5 protein-coding genes are annotated in these 4,692 nt (G+C 58.4%); 1 reads left to right on the forward strand and 4 read right to left on the reverse strand.

The window, feature by feature from the left end; genetic code table 11:
- The 4 genes from AAAB16_RS12660 to AAAB16_RS12675 form a co-directional block, all read right to left on the reverse strand.
- Positions 1-844 (reverse strand): lysylphosphatidylglycerol synthase domain-containing protein (locus AAAB16_RS12660; RefSeq protein ID WP_340663638.1); only part of this gene is annotated, 844 nt, incomplete at its 3' end.
- A complete protein-coding gene (clsB, locus tag AAAB16_RS12665) occupies positions 841-2,079 on the reverse strand; it encodes a cardiolipin synthase ClsB (RefSeq protein ID WP_340663639.1) in 1,239 nt (412 codons plus the stop codon). The genes clsB and AAAB16_RS12660, both read right to left, overlap by 4 nt.
- Complete coding sequence (locus AAAB16_RS12670; protein ID WP_340663640.1) at positions 2,076-2,864, reverse strand: endonuclease/exonuclease/phosphatase family protein; 789 nt, start codon at positions 2,862-2,864, stop codon at positions 2,076-2,078. Before AAAB16_RS12670 ends, clsB begins: the two co-directional genes overlap by 4 nt.
- Complete coding sequence (locus tag AAAB16_RS12675; protein ID WP_340663641.1) at positions 2,861-3,781, reverse strand: DUF72 domain-containing protein; 921 nt, start codon at positions 3,779-3,781, stop codon at positions 2,861-2,863. The genes AAAB16_RS12670 and AAAB16_RS12675 overlap by 4 nt, the downstream gene beginning before the upstream one ends.
- Positions 3,782-4,178: 397 nt before the next feature.
- Between AAAB16_RS12675 and AAAB16_RS12680 the strand changes: the two genes are divergently transcribed.
- Positions 4,179-4,692, forward strand: a 514-nt coding sequence (locus tag AAAB16_RS12680; RefSeq protein WP_340663642.1) for an ESPR-type extended signal peptide-containing protein, incomplete at its 3' end; no start/stop codon positions are given.

Consider the following 4,692-nt stretch of genomic DNA (forward strand, 5'->3'; position numbering starts at 1 on the left):
CCTGATGTTGCAGCAGGGCGATAAACACGGCTTCAAGTACGCCCAGCCCGGCGGGAATATGGGTGATCACCCCGGCGATGCTGCTGATCAGCAAGATGCCAAGAATGTCCCAGTACGACACCTTGTCCGGCAGCAGGATAAAAATCATCGCGGCCATCAGCCCCCAGTTCAGCGTACCCAGCACGACCTGGGCCGACGCCATACGCAGGCTCGGCAGGGTGATTTCCTGTTTGCCGAAGTGCCAGTTGCGCCGTTTGCTGAATTTGCAGGCGAACAGATAAACGAGCGCCGCCGCGATCAGGCCAAAGCCGATGTATTGCAGGGTGGTTTCGCCGATTTTCCAGTTTTCTGGCAGGTCGACCAAGCGCAGCGAAAACACCCCACCGGCCAAAATGATATAGCCGAGCCAGTTGGTCAGCAGGCTAATGCTGATGACTTTGGTAATGGTCGGCACATCCAGCCCCAGCCGCGAATACAGCCGGTACCGCATGGCGATGCCGCCGACCCAGGAACTGAGGTTGAGGTTAAAGGCGTAGCAAACAAAGGTAACCGGAATAGTCTGCCGCGCCGGCAGTTTGTGCTCGGTGTAATGGCTGCCGATCAGGTCAAAGCAGCTGTACACCGCGTAGCTGGCAGCGCTGGCGGCCAAGGCTAGCGCCAGGGTTTGCCAACTGTAGGCATGCAGCGCGGTTTTCACTTCTTGCCAGTCGAGGTTGCGTACCAGCAGGTACAGCATCACCGGCACCAGGCAAAAGAAGAAGATATTGATCAGCCGCTTGGCCCAGATTTTCCACGGTGCTTGTGGCTTGTCGTCCTGCTCGGCGGCAACGCTCTGACCTGTCATCGGCTTTCCTCAATCTTGCAGTGCAGCTCCACCTCTGGCTCATCTTTAGGCACCACCGCATCGTCGGCGGTCAAGGGTTTTAGGCGCGGTGAATGCGCTGGAAACCAACCGGCGATGGCGGGGAAGTAGCGCAAGAAGTGAAAAGTTAAAAAGATGATGGGCGCGCGCCACCAGTAGCCGCGCATCACCCGCTCCAGGGTGATGGTTTTGCATTTGTCCTTGGCCAGGGTGCTCAGGTGTTCGTACAGCTGCTGGTTAAAACGGTGGTCGCGAATCATCAGGTTGGCTTCCAGATTCAGCGACAAGCTAAGTGGGTCGAGGTTGCTTGAGCCGACCGTGGCCCATTCGTGGTCCACCAGTGCCACCTTGCCGTGTAGCGGCCGTTGGCAATATTCGTGAATCACCACACCGTCACGCAGCAGGTAGTTGTAGAGCAGGCGGGTGCACAGGCGCACCACTGGCATATCTGGCATGCCTTGCATAATCAGGGTGACTTTCACCCCTCGACGCGCGGCATTACGCAACTCGCGCAGCAGGCGGTAACCGGGGAAGAAGTAGGCGTTGGCAATTATCAGGCGATAGTTGGCCGAACGAATAGCCGCCATATAGGCCGCTTCGATGGTGGTGGGGTACTCATCGTTATCGCGCAGGCATACCTGCATACGTACGTTGCCGCGAAAGTGGTTGGCGGGAGAGGCCGGTTGGCTGTTGGGCTTTTCACCACGGCGGATGGCCAATAGCTCCAAGGCTGCGCGATGCACATCGGTGACGATCGGGCCGCGCACTTCCACGGCGTAATCCTGCTTGGCCATCGGGCCGAAATCGCCCAAATGATCAGCGGAAAAGTTGATACCGCCAACAAAGGCCAACTCGGCGTCGACTACCACAATTTTGCGGTGCAGACGGCGGAACAGGTTGGTGCGGTAACCCAACACCCGTGGGCGTGGGTCGAATACATTGAGCTTCACCCCGGCTTCAGTCAGCGCCGCCACATAGGGCGCGGTGATGCCGGCGGTGCCATAGCCATCGACCGTCACTTCCACATGCACGCCACGGCGCGCCGCTTCGATCAGCACTTCCTGCAACTGCTGGCCGACTTTGTCTTCGTAAATAATGAAGGTCTCTAGCAACACCTCTTTGCGCGCCGCGCGGATGCTGGCAAACACCCGAGGGTAAAACTCCTCGCCGTTAATCAGCAGCTGTACGTCATTGCCTTCGCGCCACTCGTACTTCATAGGCGGATCTCCACAGCCAGAGGCGCATGGTCAGATAAGTGCGACCACGGCCGAGTCGACAACACCTGCGGCTCATGGCTGCTGGCGTTACGGATATAAATGCGGTCCAGGCACAGCAGCGGCCAACGCGCCGGAAAGCTGCGCGCCGGCATGCCGTAATGCTGCATAAACACTTCCTGCATGCCGGCTTTTTCCAGTACTGCGTCGGCACGTAGCCGCCAGTCGTTGAAGTCGCCGGCGATAATTACCGGGGCATCCTGTGGCAGGCTATCGAGCAGGGCGCGCAGCAAATGCAGTTGTTTTTGCCGGTGCGTTTCACGCAGGCCCAGGTGTACGCAGATGGCATGCACCTCACGGTGCCCCGGCACGTCGAGCACGCTGTGCAGCAGGCCACGTTGCTCATGTACACCTACCGAAACATCGAGGTTGTCGTGGCGCAGAATGGGAAATTTTGACAGCAATGCATTGCCGTGATCGCCGTCTGGGTACACCGCGTTGCGGCCGTAGGCAAACTGCGGCCACATGCTGTCAGCGAGAAACTCGTACTGCGGTGTCGACGGCCAATTACTAAAGCGCTTGGCGTGGGTTTCGTGGGTGCCGTGCACCTCCTGCAGAAACACCAAGTCGGCCTCCATCGTGCGCACCGCATCGCGCAGCTCCGGCAAAATAAATTTGCGATTGAGCGCGGTAAAACCCTTGTGCGTGTTCACCGTAAGAATGCGCAGCGAGTGCACTGCCGGGCGCTGTTCGCCGACGGGCAGGGGAACTGGATTGACGGTACTCATAGCTCGATTCCTTGCGGTAGTTCACCGGGGCGGGTGAGCAGGGCGCCGGTGAGGTCGAACGACTCCAGAAGGGCGCGGGCGTCATAGGGCGAGCGCACCTTGATGTCGTTATCGAAGTAGCAATAGATATCCCGTGGGCCAGGGCTGGGTTTGCTGTCGGGACTTATCAGGTGCGCATCGTCGGGCTGTTTGCCATGGCGCCAGGCGTCCATGCGCTTGTGCCAGCGCTTGAGCGCAGCGTCTGAATAACCGCTGCTGTAGAGCTTTTTGTCACCATGCAGGCGCATGTAAACAAAGTCGGCAGTGAGGTCTTCGGCGTATGGCCATTTCTTTGCGGTGTCGGCGATCACCAGCGCCACGTTGAATTTGCGTAGCAACGCGATAAAGGCTGGGTCGACAAAACTGTCATTGCGGATTTCCACGGCGTGGCGCAGGGCGCGTTTGCCTTGCCAGTCCAGATAACCTTCCACCTGCATGCGCTCATCGCTCTGGCTGGCGAGCTTTTTTGCCGCTTTGCCATCGGTGGGTAGTTGAGCGAGAAAGGCCTCCATCAGCGCCGCATCGAATTTAAAGCTCGGCGGGAATTGCCAAAGGATGGCGCCGAGGCGGTCATCCAACTGGCCGAGGCCCGAGGCAAAGAAGTTGGCCAGCGGTTGTTCGATGTCATGCAGGCGTTTGATATGGGTGATCAGGCGGGGCGCCTTGATGCTGAAGACAAAGCGCTCTGGCGTATCAGCCGCCCAACCGCGATAGCGCTCCGGCGTTTGCAGCGCATAAAACGAGCCGTTGATTTCGATGCTATTGACCGCGCGGGAGGCGAACTTCAGTTCGTTTTTCTGCACCAGGCCCTTGGGGTAGAAATCGCCACGCCACGGCGCATAGCGCCAACCCGACATGCCTATATAAATAGCTGCCATCGGTTAGCGCTGCCCACGCCACGTGCACTCGTTCAAGCGCGACAAGGCGTTTGAACGAGTGACAGGGGCATCGTAAAAATTCACGGCGTGCATGCAGGCTCCTGAGCAAGTCGGTAGGCGTGCACGCACGGGCTAAATAAGCCCGGCGCAGCACCAAGTACTAGTTCCGACTTGGCGCAGCGGTGCACGGTTCAGGTTTTTTGCCTACCGCCGGGCGCTGGACCGGGTGATTGCCGCGCTCGTTTAACGTGCCTTTAGCGAACGGTCAGCGGGGAGCAATCGAATAGGATCCTGGCTTTGCAGGAAGTGGGGTTGGCATTGAAAGAAATGTCCTGCATGGAAATTCTCTCGCCATATATAGAGTTCCGGGCTTTCCAAACTCTAAGCCGGTTCCACCATGAACAAGTTCTGTTTTCGCCTGATTTTTAGTAAGTCTCTCGGTTTTCTCATCCCCGTCGCCGAAATCACCCGCGCACAACGTAAACCTGGCCAGCAACCTGCCGCTACGCCGGTCATTCTTTCCCCAACCGAACCGTTTTCCTGGTCACTCAAGCGCCTGGTGTTGTCGGTGCTGCTGGCCGGTGCGCCGGGCTGGGCGATGGCGGACATTCTGGTTGACCCCACTGCGCCGGCGGGCGGCACTAATGTCATCAACGCCGGCAACGGCGTGCCGGTCATCGAAATCGCCAACCCCAATGCCAAGGGCCTTTCCCACAACCGTTTCAGCCAATTTGATGTGCAGCAACCCGGGGTGATCTTTAACAACAGCCGCGCCAATGGCGTTAGCCAAATCGGTGGTGCGGTGTTGCTTAACCCCAATCTGCAACGTACCGCCACGGCGATTTTGACTGAAGTTACCGGCAATAAACCCAGCTCGCTTTCAGGCACCCTGGAAGTGTTTGGCGACAAGG

The sequence above is a fragment of the Pseudomonas sp. genome, assembly GCF_037994325.1.
GTDB lineage: Bacteria > Pseudomonadota > Gammaproteobacteria > Pseudomonadales > Pseudomonadaceae > Aquipseudomonas.